Source organism: Streptomyces litchfieldiae, from assembly GCF_031845365.1.
Classification (GTDB): Bacteria; Actinomycetota; Actinomycetes; order Streptomycetales; family Streptomycetaceae; genus Streptomyces; species Streptomyces litchfieldiae.
Genome location: NZ_JAVREL010000124.1, coordinates 1 through 434, shown reverse-complemented (window position 1 = coordinate 434; position 434 = coordinate 1). Strand labels below are relative to the sequence as shown.

The window sequence follows — 434 nt, the reverse complement described above, 5'->3', positions numbered from 1 at the left end:
ATCGAGGTGAGCCGGGACGGGGAGAGCGGTGAGCTGCACGCGCTGCGCGGGCCCGGCTTCGCCTCGGTGCAGTTCCACCCGGAGTCGGTGCTGACCGTGCGCGGGGCGGCGATAGTGACGGAGCTGCTGGCGGGGCTGCCGGTGCCGGGCTGAGCCCTCCGGTTCAGATACGCGGCACGAGCACGTTCTCGCTGGGGCGGCGGGCCAGGTAGTCGGTGACGTTCTGGACGGTCGCGTCGATGATCTGGCCCACCGCGTCCTCGGTGTAGTACGCCTGGTGCGAGGTGACGATCACGTTGGGGAAGGTGACGAGGCGGGCCAGGGTGTCGTCGTCGACGCCCTCCAGGGACTTGTCCAGGAAGAAGAGCCCGGCCTCCGCCTCGTACACGTCGAGTCCGACCCCGAGGAAGCGCCCGGCGCGCAAATCGGTGACC

General features: G+C 70.3%; 1 protein-coding gene and 1 pseudogene. One reads left to right on the top strand and one right to left on the bottom strand.

What is annotated here, in order from left to right:
• Positions 1-153: glutamine amidotransferase-related protein (locus RM590_RS35690; RefSeq protein WP_311708967.1), on the top strand; the 153-nt coding region annotated here is incomplete at its 5' end.
• Positions 154-163: 10 nt separating this feature from the next.
• Here RM590_RS35690 and RM590_RS35685 read toward each other — a convergent pair.
• Positions 164-434: pseudogene (locus RM590_RS35685) on the bottom strand (2-hydroxyacid dehydrogenase); the annotation flags it as partial.